Source organism: Canibacter zhuwentaonis (genome assembly GCF_018531145.1).
Classification (GTDB): Bacteria; Actinomycetota; Actinomycetes; order Actinomycetales; family Microbacteriaceae; genus Canibacter; species Canibacter zhuwentaonis.
Map to the genome: position 1 here is coordinate 1 of NZ_JAHDSZ010000011.1, position 17,735 is coordinate 17,735.

General features: G+C 52.4%; 18 protein-coding genes. 2 read left to right on the forward strand and 16 right to left on the reverse strand.

Translation table 11 applies throughout. From position 1 onward, the window contains the following. Together KJY78_RS05330 and KJY78_RS05335 are read left to right on the forward strand one after the other, a co-directional pair. Nucleotides 1–908, forward strand: a 908-nt coding sequence (locus tag KJY78_RS05330) for a SpaH/EbpB family LPXTG-anchored major pilin (RefSeq protein ID WP_214337574.1), incomplete at its 5' end; no start/stop codon positions are given. Between the two features lie 126 nt (nt 909–1,034). Continuing rightward, complete coding sequence (locus KJY78_RS05335; RefSeq protein WP_214337575.1) at nt 1,035–3,254, forward strand: DUF11 domain-containing protein; 2,220 nt, start codon at nt 1,035–1,037, stop codon at nt 3,252–3,254. On the opposite strand, the gene KJY78_RS05340 is transcribed toward KJY78_RS05335, so the two are convergent. The 16 genes from KJY78_RS05340 to ccsB form a co-directional block, all read right to left on the reverse strand. Continuing rightward, entirely contained in the window at nt 3,180–3,494 is a 315-nt protein-coding gene (locus KJY78_RS05340) for a Fic family protein (protein WP_214337576.1), read from the reverse strand. The genes KJY78_RS05335 and KJY78_RS05340 overlap by 75 nt on opposite strands. 15 nt (nt 3,495–3,509) lie before the next feature. Then, nucleotides 3,510–4,265, reverse strand: a complete 756-nt coding sequence (locus tag KJY78_RS05345) for a Fic family protein (protein WP_214337577.1) — start codon at nt 4,263–4,265, stop codon at nt 3,510–3,512. A 274-nt stretch (nt 4,266–4,539) separates the two neighbouring features. Then, on the reverse strand, nt 4,540–4,845 hold the full coding sequence (gene rpsN / locus KJY78_RS05350; protein WP_214337578.1) for a 30S ribosomal protein S14: 306 nt from the start codon (nt 4,843–4,845) through the stop codon (nt 4,540–4,542). A 2-nt stretch (nt 4,846–4,847) separates the two neighbouring features. Beyond that, a complete protein-coding gene (gene rpmG / locus KJY78_RS05355; RefSeq protein ID WP_214337579.1) occupies nt 4,848–5,015 on the reverse strand; it encodes a 50S ribosomal protein L33 in 168 nt (55 codons plus the stop codon). Between the two features lies 1 nt (nt 5,016). Continuing rightward, nucleotides 5,017–5,253 carry a 50S ribosomal protein L28 gene (gene rpmB / locus KJY78_RS05360; protein WP_214337580.1) on the reverse strand — a complete coding sequence of 79 codons (237 nt, stop codon included), beginning with the start codon at nt 5,251–5,253 and terminating at the stop codon, nt 5,017–5,019. Nucleotides 5,254–5,449: 196 nt separating this feature from the next. After that, the gene (locus tag KJY78_RS05365; protein ID WP_214337581.1) at nt 5,450–5,863 is read right to left on the reverse strand and encodes a Fur family transcriptional regulator; all 414 of its coding nucleotides are present in this window, start codon (nt 5,861–5,863) and stop codon (nt 5,450–5,452) included. A gap of 24 nt (nt 5,864–5,887) precedes the next feature. After that, nucleotides 5,888–6,709, reverse strand: a complete 822-nt coding sequence (locus KJY78_RS05370; protein WP_214337582.1) for a metal ABC transporter permease — start codon at nt 6,707–6,709, stop codon at nt 5,888–5,890. Next, entirely contained in the window at nt 6,706–7,578 is an 873-nt protein-coding gene (locus KJY78_RS05375; protein ID WP_214337583.1) for a metal ABC transporter permease, read from the reverse strand. The genes KJY78_RS05370 and KJY78_RS05375 overlap by 4 nt, the downstream gene beginning before the upstream one ends. Continuing rightward, the gene (locus KJY78_RS05380; RefSeq protein ID WP_431732330.1) at nt 7,575–8,402 is read right to left on the reverse strand and encodes a metal ABC transporter ATP-binding protein; all 828 of its coding nucleotides are present in this window, start codon (nt 8,400–8,402) and stop codon (nt 7,575–7,577) included. The genes KJY78_RS05375 and KJY78_RS05380 overlap by 4 nt, the downstream gene beginning before the upstream one ends. Then, nucleotides 8,360–9,421, reverse strand: a complete 1,062-nt coding sequence (locus KJY78_RS05385; RefSeq protein WP_214337585.1) for a metal ABC transporter substrate-binding protein — start codon at nt 9,419–9,421, stop codon at nt 8,360–8,362. The genes KJY78_RS05380 and KJY78_RS05385 overlap by 43 nt, the downstream gene beginning before the upstream one ends. 137 nt (nt 9,422–9,558) lie before the next feature. Beyond that, complete coding sequence (locus KJY78_RS05390; protein ID WP_214337586.1) at nt 9,559–11,067, reverse strand: CoA-acylating methylmalonate-semialdehyde dehydrogenase; 1,509 nt, start codon at nt 11,065–11,067, stop codon at nt 9,559–9,561. A 66-nt stretch (nt 11,068–11,133) separates the two neighbouring features. Then, the gene (locus KJY78_RS05395; protein WP_214337587.1) at nt 11,134–11,892 is read right to left on the reverse strand and encodes a FadR/GntR family transcriptional regulator; all 759 of its coding nucleotides are present in this window, start codon (nt 11,890–11,892) and stop codon (nt 11,134–11,136) included. A gap of 116 nt (nt 11,893–12,008) precedes the next feature. Further along, nucleotides 12,009–13,163: a UDP-galactopyranose mutase gene (gene glf / locus KJY78_RS05400; protein ID WP_214337588.1), complete on the reverse strand. Its 1,155-nt coding sequence runs from the start codon at nt 13,161–13,163 to the stop codon at nt 12,009–12,011. A gap of 43 nt (nt 13,164–13,206) precedes the next feature. Then, nucleotides 13,207–15,168 (reverse strand): glycosyltransferase, encoded by a 1,962-nt coding sequence (locus KJY78_RS05405; RefSeq protein ID WP_214337589.1) that lies wholly within the window; start codon nt 15,166–15,168, stop codon nt 13,207–13,209. Nucleotides 15,169–15,374: 206 nt separating this feature from the next. Then, the gene (locus KJY78_RS05410; RefSeq protein WP_214337590.1) at nt 15,375–16,727 is read right to left on the reverse strand and encodes an O-antigen ligase family protein; all 1,353 of its coding nucleotides are present in this window, start codon (nt 16,725–16,727) and stop codon (nt 15,375–15,377) included. A gap of 13 nt (nt 16,728–16,740) precedes the next feature. Continuing rightward, nucleotides 16,741–17,631 carry a c-type cytochrome biogenesis protein CcsB gene (gene ccsB, locus KJY78_RS05415; RefSeq protein WP_348771208.1) on the reverse strand — a complete coding sequence of 297 codons (891 nt, stop codon included), beginning with the start codon at nt 17,629–17,631 and terminating at the stop codon, nt 16,741–16,743. Between the last annotated feature and the right edge of the window lie 104 nt (nt 17,632–17,735).

A 17,735-nucleotide genomic window follows, 5' to 3' on the forward strand; every position in this document is an offset into this window, starting at 1 on the left:
TAACCGCTGATCAAGCTAAAAACAGGCTAGCAGCAGGGTCTGAAACTATTAAAACAACAAACGACAACGGGGAAGCCACATTCAGTGATCTTGCTGTTGGTGCTTATCTGGTTACAGAAACCCAGGCTCCTGCTGGTGTGGTTAAAAAGGCTGCGCCTTTTATTGTTACCATCCCCCACCCAAACGGCAACGCGTGGAACTATAACGTACACGTCTACCCAAAAAACACTGTCAGCGCTAAACCATCTAAAACCCTAGACGATACAAACGCCACAAAAATCGGTGACAGTGTCACCTGGACTATCACACAAGTACTACCAGAACTCCAAAATGGTGAAACATTCACAGAGGTAAGCTTCACAGACCAGCTTGCCGAAAAACTAGGCTACGTTGAAACTACCGCGCAGGTTAACGGCATGGAGGTTGGTGTAACCGTTACCGCTACGGGTGACGGGGGTCGAACCCTAGCAGGTAGCTTAGATAACCCAGAAAATCTCACAGGAGGTCAGACTGTTACATTCAAAATCACAACCACAGTAAACGATCCCGGGAAGATTGTAAACACCGCCAACGTTAGAATCAAAACCTCTAATGGAGGAGATACCACACAGTCAACACCAGACCCTGTGCCGGGTGGTGGTCCGGGTGGCGCACCAACTCTCATCTACGGGTATTTTGATATTCAAAAATATGTTAAAGACACCATGATCGCAATATCAGGCGCAACCTTCGAACTCTACACCGGTGACACCTGCACTAATAAAGTAGACCTACAAGAAACCCTTATAACACGCGATACGGGTAAACTGGTTTCACCCATTGCGGTTAAAGCCGGCAAATACAGCATAAAAGAGGTTACTGGTTCTTTTTTGCTAGTATTCTATGTTCTCTTTTCACCTTTTAGTTGAAATGTTTGGGTTTGACTTTCCGGGGTGTGGACTGTTCCAGTCCACCCTTTTTTTGTGTGTATGGGGTTGTGTTGTTTTAGTGGGTTTGGGGTGTGTTGGCAGTGTGTGGTGGGGTTTTTGTGCGGTGTGGTTTCCCTGCTACTAAAAGCACGGGGTGTTGTTTCAAACATCCTCACACTGGTGCTGGTGTTCAGCACACTAGCTAGCGCGCAAACAGGTCAAACCGTTGGGGTGGGTGTTGCAACAGGGCAAAACACCACGCTGCTGCAAGTAGCAGGTGGTGAACCTGTTAAACCCACCACAACTACCACCAGCCTACAACCAGGCAACACTGGTGCAAACAACACAAACAAAACCAAACCAGCAGCAAACCCCCCGCACACTACACAACTACCAGCCGGAATAAACCGCACCACCATCACGGATCTAGTCACAAGCACAACAACAACCGACAAAACAGAATACTATCCCGGTGAAGCAGCTAGCATCCAAGTGTCATTCAGGTATAACGAGGTGGAATATCCGATGGTTCAGGATATACAATCTGCCCAGGACTTTTATACTGCTGTTGTTAATTTTACTGTGCAACTACCCGCCGGGTTTGCAATCTCACAAGAAACACTCACCAAAGGCCCCTTCACAAGAGACTGCACAAACCGGCGGGAGTGCCAGGATTACCAGTGGAACTATAATGCAGGAACACGCAGGCTCACCGGTAGTTTCCCCACACCCACCCCCCACTATAAGGACGGCGGTGAGTACCAGCTTTTTGAGGAACTTAACATAACAGGAACAGTCACAGGCACACCCAACACATCCCACACAGTTAGGACTACCGCTGATGGGGTTTTGGATTTCACCTACATCGACAAAACCAATTCCCGTGCTTATGATGTGCAAGAATATTTCACCGCCACTCCCTCTCAAGCTGTGTTTCAGATTGTTCCCCGTAAAACCACGCTAACAGCGTCGTTTCAGCCTGTGGGGCTTACCGAAGGACAGGTTGTTGTAACAGGCGAGGTTTTATGCATTAACCCCCAAGGCCAATCAGACAGGCGTAACATCATGTTTACTCTAAAACACAACCAGCTAGTAGGCGGCAAATGGGATCGAGTGTTAAACAACATGGTTGATGCGGGTAGCACCTGTGTGATAACCATTGTTAAGGGCGCTGTTCCAGCAGGCTGGAGATGGAAAACACCCGACCGGATCACCCAAACAGAATCAAACATCACCAGCTCACGCACCAGCACAATACGGCTGGAGGTTGAAAAAATACCAGTCGAAGTATCCACCGAAACAACTGCCACACCAACAGTAGCCGCAGGCCAACAAGTACAAGTAATATCAACAATCAAAGCCAGCGGAAACCCAGCGCTTAACGTACCCGTTACTATTCAACTACCAAAGGACGGGTTTGTAAACACCGCCGCCACAGTAAACTCGGCATGCCAGGCTACAGGGCGTGGTGCTATGTGTCCTGCCCGGTGGGTGTACAACGCAGCTAGTCACACGGTAACAGCAACTATACCGCGGATTCCTGCTGGGGGTAGTGTTACGGTGACTGTTACAGGTGAGGCTGGGTTGTTTGAGGCTAACAGGCGTAGTTTCACTGCAACCACTAGCGCAGCGTTTACAGACGCCAACCAAAACAATAACCGTTCACAAGCAAGCTTTAATGTCACAAACAAAAGGGTCACAGTCTCACTCATTGTAAAACCCGAAGGAGAACGCCCTGCTAGTGGTGTTGTGACCGTGACGGGTAGTATCAACTGCGTAACACCGTTTCAACATAACAATACTTTCACGTACACGCTCAATTATGCTCGGCTTGTTAACGGCGCAGGAGCGCCCCAAGTTATACATAAAATAGTATGGGCTGGAAGCAACTGCACAGTAACAGTACGCAACACAACAGCCCCCAACGGCTGGGAGTTCACCAGCCAAACCCCGTTTGCGTATCAACTGCAACAGGTTATGATGGACGCCACAGTTCAACACACAGTTCGTTTACAACGCAAATTCATGGCCGTAGCACCACCACTACCACTCACCGGCGGTGTCGCATCCGACTGGCTGTATCTAACCGGTGCAGGTGTACTTGTGATTGGTGTTGCGGCGGGGCTTGTGGTTGTGTTTTACTGGTACGGGGCGGTTGGCTGGTTTTTGACTGTACAAGGGGGTGTAGGCTGGCTCACCCCCCTCTTTTTTGGTTGCGTGGGGGGGGCTGCGCGGCGGCTGCGGAGCAGGTCGGGAAGCCCGATCCGCCGCCTATGCCTGGCTGAGAATGCGCATAAACTCCCTGTTAATGTATATGTTTTCACGCCCGTTTTTGCGCTTGAGTAGAATCCCCTCCGCTGTTAGCACTTCGAGCCATTTTGTTGCGGTGGGGCGGCTCACATTGCAGTACTGCTCGACATTGGCAATGCGGCAGTAGGGCAGCTTGAAGATAGTGTCGAGCAGATCCTCATTAGCGCCTGAACTTAGTGTTTGCCGCAGCTCCTCCTTGTAGTCATTGCGCAGCTCTTGAGCCTGATCGAGAGTGCTCAGGGTGTCGTGCGCGGTGACGGTTATCGCTTCCAACATGAACAGCAGCCAGGATTACCAATCATTCTCTTTCGTAACGTTTAAGAGCAGGTCGTAATACCGGTTTTTGTGCTTAATTATGTGCTTAGAAAGAAAAAGCACCGGCTCTGACAGTAGCTTGTGCTCTTTGAGAATTAGCAGGTTAATGATTCGCCCTGTGCGCCCGTTGCCGTCTGAAAACGGGTGGATAGCCTCGAATTGGTAGTGCGCGGCAGCCATTATCAGCAGCGGATCGATATTGGCAGAGTGGATGAATTTCTCCCAGTCACCGAGCTTCTGCTCAATAACAGCTTTGCCTTCGGGTGGAGTGTACCGGCGCGTATTTCTGGTGGTATCACGAATATAGATGCCAGGGGTGTCGCGGATGCGCACGTCGTACCCGTGAATAGTGCTGCAGATGTCTTTTGCGGCGTTGGCAGTTAAAGGACGCTGGCGGATTGCTTCCGTGCCCTCTGTGAGAGCCTCCTTATATCGCAGAGTCTCTTTTGTGGCTGCTGTTGTGTAGGTGGACACGGTTGTTGACTTCTGTGATGCGGCGGTGAAGAGCTCGTCGGTTGTGGTTATGATATTCTCAATTTCGGAGCTCGCCTGCGCCTCGAACAGGTGCATTGCGCTAATAAACAGTGACGGGTTTACTGTTTGCTTTGCGGCACGGTCTAATTCGGCGAGAATTGCCCGCGCACTGGGTAGCGCTTTTAACACCTTGCGAGTTTCAAGCTTAGCCTCGGGTATTTGAGGCAAATTGTTGTAGGGAATGTTGGGATCCCACATGGGCGCACCTCCTAGTTTGAATGCGTGAATAACGTGTTAAACATTTTTACATATTGCGGTCTTTATGTAAAGTTTTTCGCAAATTTTTTACATATATAGGTCGATGTGTAAAAAATTTTAGTTTTCTTTACATATAAAACATGATGTGCAAAGATTCTTTACACGTTGCGGCTCGGGTTTTGTGACGGTATAGTTAAGCCCCTCTTACTAAACAACAAGAGGGGCTTAATTTCTAGAAACAGGTTGCGTCACCCCCGGGGGCAACACAATATCGCTACCAGCTTGACTTGGTGATACCTGGCAGTTCGCCGCGGTGTGCCATTTCACGGAAACGCACACGGCTGATGCCGAACTTGCTGAGCACACCGCGTGGGCGACCGTCGATCGCATCACGGCTGCGCAGGCGCACAGGAGAAGCGTTGCGCGGCAGCTTCTGCAGACCGCGACGTGCTTCCTCACGGCTTTCTGGTGTGCCGTTAGGGTCTACAAGAGCTTTTTTAAGCTCGAGACGGCGCTCTGCGTAGCGCTCTACAACTGCCTGGCGCTGTTTGTTTTTAGCGATCATGCTTTTTTTAGCCATGACTAGCGCTCCTCTCTAAACTCAACGTGTTTACGAACAACAGGATCGTATTTTTTAAGCACGAGCCTGTCTGGCGTGTTACGGCGATTCTTTTTGGTTACATAGGTGTAACCTGTGCCCGCTGTTGAGCGCAGTTTGATAATCGGGCGTACATCATGGTGTTTAGCCATTTTAGAACTTTACCCCGCGTTTCTTAAGATCTGCCACAACCGCTTCAATGCCGCGCGCGTCAATAACTTTGATGCCGCGGGCTGAAAGTGTAAGCTTTACTTTGCGACCGAGTGAGGGCACATAGTAAGTTTTTTTCTGAATGTTTGGATCGAATCGGCGCTTTGTGCGACGGTTCGAGTGTGATACGTTGTGCCCAAAGCCTGGCACGGCTCCGGTCACTTGGCATACTGCTGCCATTTTGTTTTCCTCTCAGTACCGAGGGCGCAGAGCCCTCCCAAGATCTCTTGTCTGCAGAAAAAGCAAGTTGCTTATCTGCGGTATGCGCCCATAGGTCAAGGCACAACCGCCAACAAGTTTACAGCTTATGCCGCTGGATGCGCAAGAAAAACCGGCAAATATCCGCTCGCCACGCCGCGTGCTGTCCTAAAAGACGCTATTTTGCACCGTTTGCGGGAGGGTTGCTCTGGCAGTTTGCGCAGATTCCAAAAATGTCTATTATGTGTTGCGCCTGTGTAAAGCCGTTCCGGTGGGCAACCTGCGCCGCCCACGCTTCCACCGGGGTTGCCTCAATCTCTTTCGCGTATCCGCATTCCCGGCAGATTAAATGGTGATGATGCTCGTTCGACTTGCAGAATCTGAACAGATTCTCGCCGTCGGGGGAGTTGAGCATATCCGCTTCCCCCGATTCCGTCATCGAGCTGAGGGTACGGTAAACAGTGGCGAGCCCAATGTGCAGCCCCTTGAGACGCAGCTGGTCGTAGAGCCCCTGCGCGCTAATAAACCCCTGAATCCGTCGCATTTCGGTGCGCACTGTGTCGCGCTGCCAAGTATTACGCTTAATGACCATCGTGGATCAACCCCTTTCGCAAAATTAGCTTAGCGCATTAGCGTGCCGTGTCAATGTATTTTTATTGCGGATCAGCCGCCACAGCCAGGCGCAAAAGAAAATTGCGGCGAGGCTCAGCCCGATTGTGCCGCCCGCGGCAAAGCCGTATTTCACCGAGAGGAACAAGCCCGCGGCGCTGCCGAGCAGCCCAAACAGGATTGCTAGGGGCGCTATAAAGCGGATGTCGCGGGTTAGCAGAATTGCGGATGCGGCCGGGGCTATCACAATTGCAGTCGTTAAAATTGCGCCGACAGCCGGGAGCGCAACGGTTGTTGTGAGCGCAACCAGCACGGTGGTGATGATTTCAGCCCGCAGCGGGCTGTATCCCGCGGCTCGGGCTGCCGGTGAGTCGAAGGTATCGTACAAGAGCTGTCTGCCGTAGCAGAGCACTGTTATAATCGCGCAGAGCAGCACAAGCAGAGTGGCTATTAGATCCGTTTTTTGCACTCCGAAAACAGAGCCGATTAGCAGCGCGTCAACTGGCACCGTGAAACCTTTTTGCAAAGACGTTAGCAGCGCCCCGAGCGCAAACCCGAACACCAACAAAATACCGGTTGCCGTGCCCTGCCCCTGGTTCTTTACGCGGCTTAGCAGCGCCAGTAGCACGGCAAAAATTGCGCCCGCTATTGCCTGACCTAACAGCACGTTCGCGCCAATTAATGCGGCGATTACACCGCCGGGAAAGGTGGCGTGACTGAGTGCAACCGAGAAGAACGCGCGTTGTCTAAAAACGGCGATTGTGCCGACAATGCCGGAGAGTAGAGATAGCATGGTGAGTTCTATGCCCGCTAAAACCAGATAGCTCATTGTAAGCCCCCGCGTAAACGCTTTAGGCGCGCGGTGGTTTGCTTGTAAAAAATTGCGGCTAGATACAGTAACACCAGCGCAATTACAGTGGCTGCTCCAGCCGAAAGGTGCGCGTCAAGTGCGAAAGAAACCCACACAGAAGCGCTCAGACCCGCAAAACCGGCTATCAGGGTGACGATAATTGCAATGGGAATCAGTGTCAGAAGTTTTTTGCTGAGCTGCCTGGCGGCCGCTGTTGGCACAATCACCAGCGCAATGACGAGCAGGTTACCGAGCGCTCCCGTTCCTGCCACAACGAGCAGCGCTATGGCGCACCCGAGCGCAAGATTTGTGAGGTTGGCGCGGTATCCGCTTGCTTTAAATCCTTGCGGATCAAAGGCCAAATAGAGCTGTGCTCGCCAGGTTAGAGCGATTATTAAAAGCGCGAGCGCAACGGCAACTGTGAGTGTTAGAAGCTGCTCGGTTGTGACCGTTAGCACGTTGCCAAACAGGAGGTTTTCAAGCGCGCTGACGTAGTTTTGTTGTTTGGACACAAGCACGATGCCGAGGCTAAAAGCGGCGCTCAAAGTTATTGCAATTGCGGTGTCGCTGCCCGTTATATTTTTGGTTTTAAGCAGTGAAATTAGAACTACCGTGACGAGCGCTGCCGTGAGCGCACCCCCCAAAAGTAGCGTGCTACCGCCGAGAATATAGCCGATCACAAGACCCGGAAATATCGCGTGGACAAGCCCGTCGGTCATAAACTCAAGCCCGCGCAGGCTAACGAAAACGCCGACTATGCCACTTCCGAACGCCAGCAGTGCTAGGGTGAGCAGTGCGCGCTGCGCAAACGGTAGCCCCATAACAGCGATAAAATCTTGCCAGTTCATGCTAGTTTATGGCTGTGATCGCTTGTTTCATGGCGCGTTGTAAAAGCTGTTCCGTTTATTTCAACAGTGGTGTCGTGAAATGCGGTGGCGATGTTAGTGGCAGTTAGCGTTGAGTGCAGCTCGCCGAAAGCGATTTGTTTTTTGTCAAGCAGCAGCACGTGACTGCAAACTGCGTGAGCGATTTCTAAATCGTGGGTTGAAACCACAATGCCGCACCCCTGTTCGCGCAGTTCGCTTAGAATTTGGAGCAGAGTGTCTCTGCTGGAGCGGTCGAGTCCGTTAAAAGGTTCGTCGAGCAGAATCAGTTCAGGGTCGGAAACAAGTGCGCGCGCCAGAATAACACGCTGCTGTTGCCCTCCTGATAGGTCTCCGAACGGCTTTTTTGCCTGATCCGCTAAACCAACCCGCGCAAGCTTGGCAAACACTTTTTGCTTGTGTCGCTGGCTAAACGGGCGGAGTGCTCCCAGCTCCGGATAGAGACCCATGGCGGCGACCTGATATGCGGTGAGCGGTATATCTTTCTGGCGCGTGTCCTGCTGGGGGAGCAGACCGATTTTGCGGCGCGCCTTATCAGGGCTTGTGCCGAGCACGCGAAGCGTGCCGCCAAGGTGCGAGCTTAGCGACACGAACGCGTTTAAGAGAGTTGACTTGCCCGATCCGTTAGAACCGATTAGCGCAACAGATTCCCCAGCATATAGTTGCATGGTAATTTCCTGCAGCACCGGGTTTTGGGAGTATCCGAAACTTGCGTCGACAACCGCTATTAGGGGTTGTGCGTCGGTTATTTCAGCGATGATGGCACGCTTACATCTGGATACCCCCACGCTTTGAGGATGGTGCGGGTGTTGCTGATGATGGACCCGATGTAGCTCGCCGCTTCGCCGCTTGCCGCGAGCGAGTCGGCGTAGATTGGATCTTGCACAATCGGCACCCCGGCTTCGCGCGCCACAGTTTCGCCCAGGCGAGAGCTGACGGATGACTCAACAAACACAGCCGGAACGTTTTTGGTTTTAATGTTTTGTACCAGTGTGTTTATTTCTGCCGCGCTCGGCTCGGCGTTATCTTCAAAGCTCGGAATTACACCGCCAACGTATTCAATATTGTTTTCGGATAGATAGTATACAAGCGCATTATGGCTGCTTACAAATTTCTTTTTGGCAGGATCAACCTTGGCGTATTCGCTTTTAATCCAGCGGTTAAGTTCGTCTAGTTTCGCCCCGTAGGCGGTTGCGTTCTGCGTATATGTTGTGGCGTTTGCAGGATCAAGCTCGGCGAGTTCTTTGGCGATGTAGTTAACTATTTGACGTACAAATTCGGGTGAAGTCCAGATGTGTGGATTAATAGCTCCGTAGCGGTCTTCATCGTGCTCGTCGCCGTTCTCATTAGCTTGCTCGTTGCCTTGTTCATCACTGTGTTCGTCACTGTGTTCGTCAGCGGATTCGCCAATTGCTTCCAGAGCCTCTTTTGCTGCGGTAGTTTCAGCCTCTGCGCGTTTTTTGTCGATTCCGTCAACGGCAGAAATCTTTTTACCTTTGAATCCTGACGAGGTGATTACAGGATCCATAAAACTGTCGAGACCTGCGCCGTTAAGAACAAGCAGATCGGATTTTTTAAGTGCGGCAAGCTCGGCTGGGCTGGGGTCGAAGCCGTGAGCTGATGCTCCGGGTTTAAGCAGTCGGTGTAGATTAACCTTGTCACCCGCTATTTGAGAGACAAAATCGTTAATCTGAGTTGTGCTCACCGTTACCTCTAATTTATTGGTGGCTGCATTTTCGGTATTTGTGCATCCGGTCATGCCGAAAAGTAGCGCGGCTCCTGCGACCATTGTAATTATTTTTTTCATGGATATCTCCGTTTGCGTTCGCTTATTGATAATGATTCACAATTATAGCTGCCGGGGTTTGCAGAATGCTTAAAATTAAAATGGGGGGGGGTATGTTTTATGTGAAACATACCCCCCCCTGTAGAGCTAATAAAGGGCTAATCGTTTTGAGGGAATCCCAGATTAATGCCACCGTGCTGTGCGGGGTCTAGCCAGCGGCTGGTAACGGTCTTTTCGCGAGTGAAGAAGTCAAAGCCCTGGGTGCCGTATGCTTTCGCATCGCCAAACAGGGAGTTTTTCCAACCACCGAATGAGTGGTAGGCAACCGGCACAGGAATAGGTACGTTGATACCGATCATGCCAACCTGAATCTCGTTCTGAAAACGCCGCGCCGCTCCGCCGTCGTTCGTGAAAATCGCGGTTCCGTTACCAAATGCGCCAGAATTGATAAGTGCAACGCCCTCGTCGAAGTTGTTGATCCGCACAATTGAGAGCACAGGACCAAATATTTCTTCTGTGTATGCCTTGGAATCTGTTGGCATCTGATCCAGCAGAGTCGGACCGAAGAAGAAGCCGTTCTGGTGGTTTTCAACGCTGTAGTTACGTCCGTCAACAACCACTTTGGCGCCGTCTTTTTCGGCAATGGTAACATAGTCAGAAACCTTTTCAAGATGCGCCTGCGAAATTAGCGGACCCAGATCCGGCTCTTGCTTATCCGCCCCGTTGCCAACGCGCAGCTGTGAAATGCGCGATTTAATCTTTTCGATAAGCTTATCAGCTATTGTGTCAATGGCGAGCACAACGGAAATCGCCATACAGCGTTCGCCGGCCGCGCCGTAACCGGCGTTAATTGCCTGATCGGCAACCAGATCAAGATCTGCGTCGGGGAGTACCAGCATATGGTTTTTAGCGCCACCAAGAGCCTGCACGCGCTTGCCGTTGGCGGCTGCGGTTTCGTAGATGTATTTAGCGATAGGGGTTGAGCCCACGAACGAGATTGAGGCAACATCTGGCGAGTTGAGCAGTCCGTCAACGGCGAGTTTGTCGCCGTTGAGCACGGTGAAAACGCCGTCTGGCAGTCCGGCTTCCTGCCACAGCTGAGCTAGCCAGAGCGCGGCGGATGGGTTTTTCTCGCTGGGCTTGAGCACAACCGAGTTGCCTGCGGCAAGCGCCACGGGGAAGAACCACATTGGCACCATCGCGGGGAAGTTAAAGGGGCTGATAATGCCCACAACGCCGAGTGGCTGTTTAATCGAATAAACATCGATGCCCGTGGATGCGTTCTCAGAGAATGCGCCCTTGATCAGGTGCGGGAAACCGCACGCGAGCTCGACAATCTCCTGACCGCGCGCAATTTCTCCCATTGCGTCGCTTAAAACTTTGCCGTGTTCTCGAGTGATAATCTCGGCAAGCTTTTCTTTACGACTGTTTAGCAGCTCGCGGAAATTAAAAATTACCGCCTGCCGCTTTGCGATTGAATATCCGCTCCACTTTTTAAAGCCTTTTTTAGCGGATGCGATAGCTGCGTCAATTTCTTCCTGCGAGGCAAGCGCCACCTGCGCAATGACCTCACCGGTTGCCGGGTTGTAAACTGACGAGAGGTTCTTGCTCGCACCGAGGCTTAGTTTCCCGTCTATCCAGTTTGCTAGTACGCTATTGTTACTCATTGTGTTTCCTTTCTCTTTGGCGAAAATGCCGGGGTGTTTGTTTGTCAGAACTGCTTAACACGGTCTTTAGATATCACGCTCTAGGTCTTTAATACGATCCTGCTGAGATTTTGTTCGCGCGAGAGCTGGCACAACCTGCTGCTCCGGGGTGACGATCACAATATCGTGATCGACATGGGCAGCCATCGCATGCACCGCATCAATAAAATCTTGCTTCTCGATAGCGGTGATAAGTTTTTGGTGGTAGTGCTCCATATCCGCTGCGCTGGTTATATTTGCGAGTTTGCCGCGGTGCTGTGGGCTGCGAAGTTGCTCGTTAATTCCGGCGTAGAGCGCGGCAAGCAGGCGGTTTTTGGCGGCGTCAAACATGAGCAGGTGAAACTGGCTTTCAAAGGCAGGGTTAGAGCTGCCTGCGGTTGCAATAGGGCACATTGAGCACCCCTGTTCGCGTGCAGCTGCCTGCTTTAGTGCGATAATATCCTCTGCGGTGCGGTGAATGGTTGCCTGCTGGGCAGCTTCAATCTCGAGCGCGCGGCGGTAGCTGAGCACCTCTTCAAGCGTGAACGCGTTTAGAAACTCGTTTAGCAGGGCGCTGGTTGGTGTTGCGGAGCGCACAAAAGTGCCGCGCCCGGGGAGGGTCTCAAGCATACCCATATTGGCAAGGGATCGCACAGCCTCGCGCACAGTAGAACGCCCTACGCTCATCTGCTGCGCCAACTCCGGCTCGATAGGAATCCGCTCGCCGATGGGCCATTCTCCGGTTGTTATTTTGCGCCGCAAGTAGGATAGGGTCGCGCGTGCGCGCTCGGTTCCGTTTATCTGCATATTAATCCTTCTAGAGCTTGCTTCTTAATATATTGATTATATCCGCTGCGTTAGGAATACAAGCAGGGCGACTTCGCAGCTACGAAATCGCCCCCTATAGATCACAACGGACACCGCTATTGAGTCTGCAGCGCAGGGGTCAGTTCATTACGGAACATAGTAAGAGCTGAGCCAATAGCCATATGCATATCAAGATACTGATATGTGCCCAGGCGACCGCCAAAAAACACGAGCTGTTCTTGTGAGGCAAGCTCGCGATACTTGAGCAGACGCTCCCTGTCTTCGGGAGTGTTCACAGGGTAATATGGCTCGTCTTCGCGCTGCGCAAAGCGCGAGTATTCGCGCATAATCACGGTTTTATCCTTTGGATACCAGTCGCGCTCGGGATGGAAATGCTTAAACTCGTGGATGCGTGTGTAGGGCACAGCTGCATCCGCGTAGTTCATAACGCTTGTGCCCTGATAGTCGCCAACTGGCACAACTTCTTCCTCAAAATCAAGGGTGCGCCAGGCAAGTTCACCCTCAGAATAGTCAAAATACCGGTCAACGGGACCCGTGTAAACAATCGGCACTTTACCAACCAGCGCTTTTTGGTTTAGTGGTTGCGACTCGTCAAAAAAGTCGGTGTTGTAGCGCACCTCGATGTTTGGGTGATCCGCCATCCGTTCCAGCCAGGCGGTATAGCCGTCAACGGGCAGACCCTCGTATTTGTCGCTGAAGTAACGGTTGTCGTAGTTGTAGCGCACGGGCAGACGGCTGATAATACTGCCTGGCAGTTCTTGAATCGGGGTCTGCCACTGTTTCGCCGTGTAATCGCGTATAAACGCTTCAAACAGGGGTCGCCCGATTAGCGAAATGCCTTTTTCTTCCAGGTTTTTAGCTTCTTTGGTGTTGAACTCGGATGCTTGATCCGCTATCAATTTTTTAGCGGATTCAGGGGAGTGCGCGGCGCGGAAGAACTGGTTAATTGTGCCCAGGTTAATTGGGAGCGGATAAATCTCGTTCCTGAAGTTACTGTACACGCGGTGTTGGTAGTTTGTGAACTTTGTGAACCGGTTAACGTACTCCCACACCTGCTCGTTAGATGTGTGAAACAGGTGCGCGCCGTAGCGGTGCACCTCAATACCGGTTTCAGTCTCGTTTTCGGAGTAAGCATTGCCGCCGATATGATGGCGCCGTTCAATAATTACAGCTTTTTTATTAAGCTTTGACGCAACTCGTTCGGCAATTGTTAGCCCGAAGAGTCCCGAGCCTACTACTACAAGATCCATGTTTTCTACCCTACTAGTTTATTTATGAATTGAAAATAAGCCGTTACTGTTTAACTTCGGACTCCTGTGGCTGGGTACTCTCGAAAGTTTGCTGCCATGCCTCAGGGGAGGTGATATCCGTGAGTGCCTCGCGATACTGTTGCGCCAGGGTGTCCCACCGCTTATCGATTTCGCGAGTTAACAGATAGCTTTGAATCCAGAGCCGGCGGAAATGCTTTTTATTGTGGCGGTAGACCATCTTGCCTGATCCATCAGCGGACCCGACAATCACGCTCGAATAGTTGGGCACTGTCCACCAGAGTGCGTCGATTTTTGCAAATTCCATTTCGGGGTGCTCGTCACGAGAGGTGTCGCGCATGAGGTGAGCTACCACGTTTTTAAGTGTAAACACAGCCAGTGCCGGACCCTTGGGATACTTCGTAGCTTTGCGAACAGTGTTTTTCTTATAGTCTTCGTGCGTTTTCACGATCGGAAGCGCGCGCTTTTGCGCGGCAACCGGGGTTTTTTCATCCTCAGGTTTCCACACTTTCGTTTCGGAATACTTTTTGGCCAGTTCTCGTGCTCGCGGCATTGCCTTGTCAATACCTTCGTGCAGGTGTGCAGGACCTGCAAGCACGTCACGCAGGGCGTTCACAGAGAGTTGTACCGCGTAATATTGCATATTGAGCAGTTTTTTAAGATCCTGGCGGTAGCTGTTCTGCAACATCCTGCCACCCTTTGGTCGCGGGCTGTGAATTAGCCCGGCAATAATGCGGTTGCGAGTGTGGAAATAAGCCTGCCAGTCTTGGGTGTCGTCTTTGTCGAGCCATGACATATGCCACAGCGCAACGCCCGGCATTGAAACTGTGCGATAGCCGTGCTGCGCCGCGCGCAAACCGTATTCGGCATCATCCCACTTAATAAACACTGGCAGAGACAGGCCGACATCCGCGATTACTTGCTTCGGGATCATGCACATCCACCAGCCGTTGTATTCAGCATCGAGCCGCGAGTGCATCCACGGGGTTAAGCGCAGGTTGGCTACAGAGAAATTGTGGCGGTGCTGCTCCACAAAAGTTGGACCCCAGATGAAGTGCTTACGATCCACCGCCTCGGCCCAGGCGTGCAGAACAGGTTTATCGTGCAGGTCAAACATATGCCCGCCAACGATCAGGGGCTCGCGGCTGTAGCGCCCGAACTGTAGGGCGCGTAGCGCGCTTTCGGTTTCAAACTCAATATCGTCGTCCAGTAACAGTAAGAAGTCGGTGTCTGGCAGCTTTAGCGTTTCTGCCATGGCGCGCGAGTATCCGCCGGAACCACCCAGATTGCCCTGGTTGATAACGCGCAGTTGCGAGCCAAGCTGCTTGGCAACAGCGGGGAACTCTGCCTCGTCCTGCACTTTTTTAGTGCCCTGATCCACCAACAAAATCTTATCGATTACGACCGTGAGGTTTTTATCGGCCGCAATGTTTTTGAGGGTGTTAATGCAGTAGTCAGACTTATTGAAAGTGCACATACCCAGGCTTATTTTGCCCTTTTTAACAGAAGCCTGGGTGGTTTGCCAGCTTGCGCGATTGAGAATTAGATCTTGGTCGTTTGCGATCAGATCGAACCAGTACCAGCCGCCGTCACTGAAGTTGTTAAGCGGCAGCTCAAAGTTAAACTCCCGGTTGTCGCCAGCGACAACCTTAGAGCTCACCTTTTGTTGCGCTCCCGCAGCATTAGAGCGGTACACAATAACGGTGCCGGTGCCGCTAAGGTTAATGTTGAGGGTGACAGTTTTTAGAATCGTCCAGCGTTGCCAGTAGGATGCCGGGAAGGCATTGAAATAGGTTGCGTACGAGACTCGCTTGCCACTCGTGATTTTGGTGCTGTGACGCGATAGCACGTTGTCAATTGACGCGAGCGAGGTTAGTTTTACGGGCTTGTGCGCGACCATCGTCCAGGTATCCGGGTCGGCATAGAGTGGCAGCACGTCCGGATCCATGTTGACGGGGAAAATTACGTTTTGTAAAATTACATTCATCGCTATCTTTCGCTAGAAAATTATAGGGATAAAGTATATCGAAACAGGCTGAGCTTTAGCGGGCGCGGATCGCTCGTGTGGCTCTCCTGCGCAGTGCGCTTGGTGAGCTGCGGGTGCGCGGGCGGTTCGCTCACGCCGGTCAGTGCAGTGTGCTTGCGGCACTGAGACCGCGCGGCGGCTCTCGCAGATCTGCAAGCGCGGCTCGACTAGTGCGACACGCTCGTGGCATAGGGCATCAGCTTTTTTGATTTCTGCGCAGGCAGCGGTATCCGGTAGTGCGAGGTGGTTTTTGTGGCAAAAAGCACCAGCAATAACCAGCCCGACTCAATAAGCAACCGGCTCTCAGTGAGCGATTGAATTAACAGCGCAGCCATTATCAGCAGTGGCAACATAGTGTACGCGCGGTACGGCAGACGCTCTGTGACACCCTGGCGGGGCTGATCCACCGCCAAACACCAGACGCGCTGCACGGTTCCCAGCACAAAAACTGTGAAAATCACCAGCCCGACCCAGCCCAGCTGCAGTCGCACATCAAGCCACGCATTGTGCGCGTGCATAACGGGAAGCCCCACTTTCGTGTCGAGCGAGGCGAACGGTTCCGCCCACGGTGCCCAGTGACTGACCCACCCCAGACCAAGCACGGGATGCTCTTGCGCGAGCATTGCGACCTTGTGCCAGATCTCAAATCTCCCGGTGAAATCTGGGCTTTTGCCCAAAAACTTCGAGACCGGCTCGTAGAGCGTGAGAGCGGCAACGGTTGTTGTCGCAAGCAGCGCAAACCCGGAAATGTAGACCGGCGTGCGATTTGCGGCGGATCTCCGCGCCCACAGCGCAAACAGCGCGGTTGCGGCAACCACTAGCAACGCGATCCAGACCGTTGCTGAACGTGTTAGCAGCAGCACAAGAGCGGCGGTTGAGATCCAGAACCAGCCGCTGCAACGGCTGGTTTCGCTGTCGAGCAGCTGCGCGGCAAACACCACGAGTGCGATTAGAGCGAACAGCCCGAGCAGCGCCGAATTGGCTATTACGCCCTGAATCGGTCCGCCAGAAAATAACAACGCTCGACTCCAGTAGAGCAGCTCAGATGGGTTTGTGGCATCGTTCACGGTGACAAACCCCTGCAGCAGCGGCTTGTGCAGAATCGCCGCAACATAGAGCTCAAACAGCAGCGACAGCATCAGAATATAGCGCAGGGAGGTCGCAAGCGCGCGCACCAGTTGCTGCCAGCTGAACAGGAACGCGAGCAGCACCGCGACCGTGCTCGTTGCGAGCTGTGCAGTAATCCCGAGCAGTGATTCAACGCGGTATGCTGACCAGATAATAGAAACGGTTGCGAAAGCCAAAAACAACAGCAGCGAGTGCGGCACAAAATGCCAGCTGAACTGTTTTGTTTGACGAGCCTTATTAAAAAGAATCACGCCGCCAATCACGAGCGCGCCGCTAACGACCAAAAACCCGCCCCAACCGATCAGACTGCGCACTCCGATTGAGCCGATCAGGTGCAAAAAGCACAGGGCGGGGTAAATCTGAAACCAGATTGAATCTGAAATTTTACGCATAATTAAATGTTTTTTATAATCCAGAGTACGCGTGTAAGCCTTTGAAATAGACGTTCACGATAGAGAAGTTAAAAATCACCGCGCTGTAGCTAATCACGGAGAGCCAAGCGGATCGAGTACCCCGCCATCCGCGAGTTGCTCGCGCGTGAATAAAACCGGCGTAGAGCACCCAGATCACGAAGGTCCAGACCTCTTTAACATCCCAGCCCCAGTAGCGACTCCAGGCGCGCTCCGCCCAGATCGCGCCTGCAACCAGGGTGAAGCTCCAGAATACGAAGCCGATTATCGCCACCCGGTACGAGAAGTTCTCGAGGCTTATTGCGTCGGGAATGCCCGCCAGGAATTTTAGCGCGGGCGTTTTGCCCGAGTTCTGCTGTTTGATGCGGTGCGTTTGCAGCAGCTGTAGCACGGAGAACCCAAACGAAAGCGTTAAGAAACCGACGGCGAGCATCGCAACAATAATGTGTATGAGCAGCCAGTACGAGTCGAGTGCGGGCTGCAGCGGTGCTATAGGCACGTAGTAGCCAACTTTGGTGATGCCCAGAAACAGCAGCGCCAAGCCCGTTATTAGCGTGCCAAGGTAGAGGATCTCGAGAAAGAACTGCGCCACCAGGTACACGGTAACGGTGACCGCGGTTGCGGTGAGCGCAAACTCGTACATATTTGCCCAGGGCACGCGGTGCGCTCCGATTCCGCGCATCACTGTTGCTGCGGTGTGTAGCAGCCAGGCGAGTATGGTGAGGCTGTAGCCAACACGTGCCCAGCGGGTGACCTGCCCGCTTTGTTGCCCGGGGCTGCTTGCCCTGCCGGAGAGGTCGATGGTGTAGAAAATGAACGCGAGCGCGTAAATTATCATCGCCGAATACAGCGCAAGAATCGAGACGGTCTCTAAAGAATCAAACACGTTAAAAGTGTACTTGCTGGTGGCTGAATAATCATATAGTTAGGATGGCTAGGTAGGAGTGCTCTACGGGGGATTTTGAGCTAGATTTTCGATTTGACAAAATT

Coding starts and splice junctions, on each gene's coding strand:
- KJY78_RS05340 (WP_214337576.1), bottom strand. CDS start 3,494: ATGTTGGAAGCGATAACCGTCACCGCGCACGACACCCTGAGCACTCTC.
- KJY78_RS05345 (WP_214337577.1), bottom strand. CDS start 4,265: ATGTGGGATCCCAACATTCCCTACAACAATTTGCCTCAAATACCCGAG.
- rpsN (WP_214337578.1), bottom strand. CDS start 4,845: ATGGCTAAAAAAAGCATGATCGCTAAAAACAAACAGCGCCAGGCAGTT.
- rpmG (WP_214337579.1), bottom strand. CDS start 5,015: ATGGCTAAACACCATGATGTACGCCCGATTATCAAACTGCGCTCAACA.
- rpmB (WP_214337580.1), bottom strand. CDS start 5,253: ATGGCAGCAGTATGCCAAGTGACCGGAGCCGTGCCAGGCTTTGGGCAC.
- KJY78_RS05365 (WP_214337581.1), bottom strand. CDS start 5,863: ATGGTCATTAAGCGTAATACTTGGCAGCGCGACACAGTGCGCACCGAA.
- KJY78_RS05370 (WP_214337582.1), bottom strand. CDS start 6,709: ATGAGCTATCTGGTTTTAGCGGGCATAGAACTCACCATGCTATCTCTA.
- KJY78_RS05375 (WP_214337583.1), bottom strand. CDS start 7,578: ATGAACTGGCAAGATTTTATCGCTGTTATGGGGCTACCGTTTGCGCAG.
- KJY78_RS05385 (WP_214337585.1), bottom strand. CDS start 9,421: ATGAAAAAAATAATTACAATGGTCGCAGGAGCCGCGCTACTTTTCGGC.
- KJY78_RS05390 (WP_214337586.1), bottom strand. CDS start 11,067: ATGAGTAACAATAGCGTACTAGCAAACTGGATAGACGGGAAACTAAGC.
- KJY78_RS05395 (WP_214337587.1), bottom strand. CDS start 11,892: ATGCAGATAAACGGAACCGAGCGCGCACGCGCGACCCTATCCTACTTG.
- glf (WP_214337588.1), bottom strand. CDS start 13,163: ATGGATCTTGTAGTAGTAGGCTCGGGACTCTTCGGGCTAACAATTGCC.
- KJY78_RS05405 (WP_214337589.1), bottom strand. CDS start 15,168: ATGAATGTAATTTTACAAAACGTAATTTTCCCCGTCAACATGGATCCG.
- KJY78_RS05410 (WP_214337590.1), bottom strand. CDS start 16,727: ATGCGTAAAATTTCAGATTCAATCTGGTTTCAGATTTACCCCGCCCTG.